This is a genomic window from Streptomyces pseudogriseolus, assembly GCA_002154585.1.
GTDB lineage: Bacteria > Actinomycetota > Actinomycetes > Streptomycetales > Streptomycetaceae > Streptomyces > Streptomyces pseudogriseolus.
Map to the genome: position 1 here is coordinate 1 of MUNG01000755.1, position 605 is coordinate 605.

The following is a 605-nucleotide window of genomic DNA, read 5'->3' on the forward strand; positions in this document are numbered from 1 at the left end:
GGGTCGGAGAGGGCGGGCCGCGGACCCTCACCTTCGCAGGGGGCTGCCGTCCGCCGGCGAGGAGGGAACCCGCAGAGTAGCCCCATGACGCTTCTCCTCCTCCCGCTCCTCCTGCCCGTCCTCACGGGCCTGTGGTTCTGGAGCCGCCCGCTGCTCAGGGGCACGTGGCGGCGCGATCCGGCCTGGTACGCCTGGACCGGGGCGCTCCTGCTGCTGGGCGCCGGTGCGGCCTACCTCGTCGGCTCCCTGGCGGGCGCGTCGCTCGACCCGGAGGAGGCGTGCCACAGGGCGGGCCAGCCCTACGACCGGGAGTACCGGAGGGCGAACTTCGACGAGTACACGCGCTGGTTCCCGCTGCACGACAGATGCCACGCGGACTACGACCTGGTACCGGCGTGGGTGAACCCGACCCTCGTCGCGCTTCCCGCGGGGGCGCTGGTCAGCGTGGGTTACGGGGTGGGGCTGGGGGTGGTGCGGCGCGGAGCGAGCCGTTGCCGGTGACCCGCCGTGCGCGTCCTCGGCCGGCCTCCCGCACGCGTGCGGCGGTTCGCCCGCTGATTTCGCGCAGGCCCTTGGCGGCGTTCTCCGAGAGCTCGCCGAGGAGG

General features: G+C 74.5%; 1 protein-coding gene. It reads left to right on the top strand.

The annotated features are described in order from the left end of the window. Window positions 1-84 precede the first annotated feature (84 nt). Window positions 85-501, top strand: a complete 417-nt coding sequence (locus CCN29_RS34575; RefSeq protein ID WP_031023982.1) for a hypothetical protein — start codon at window positions 85-87, stop codon at window positions 499-501. Window positions 502-605: the final 104 nt, after the last annotated feature.

Coding starts and splice junctions, on each gene's coding strand:
- CCN29_RS34575 (WP_031023982.1), top strand. CDS start 85: ATGACGCTTCTCCTCCTCCCGCTCCTCCTGCCCGTCCTCACGGGCCTG.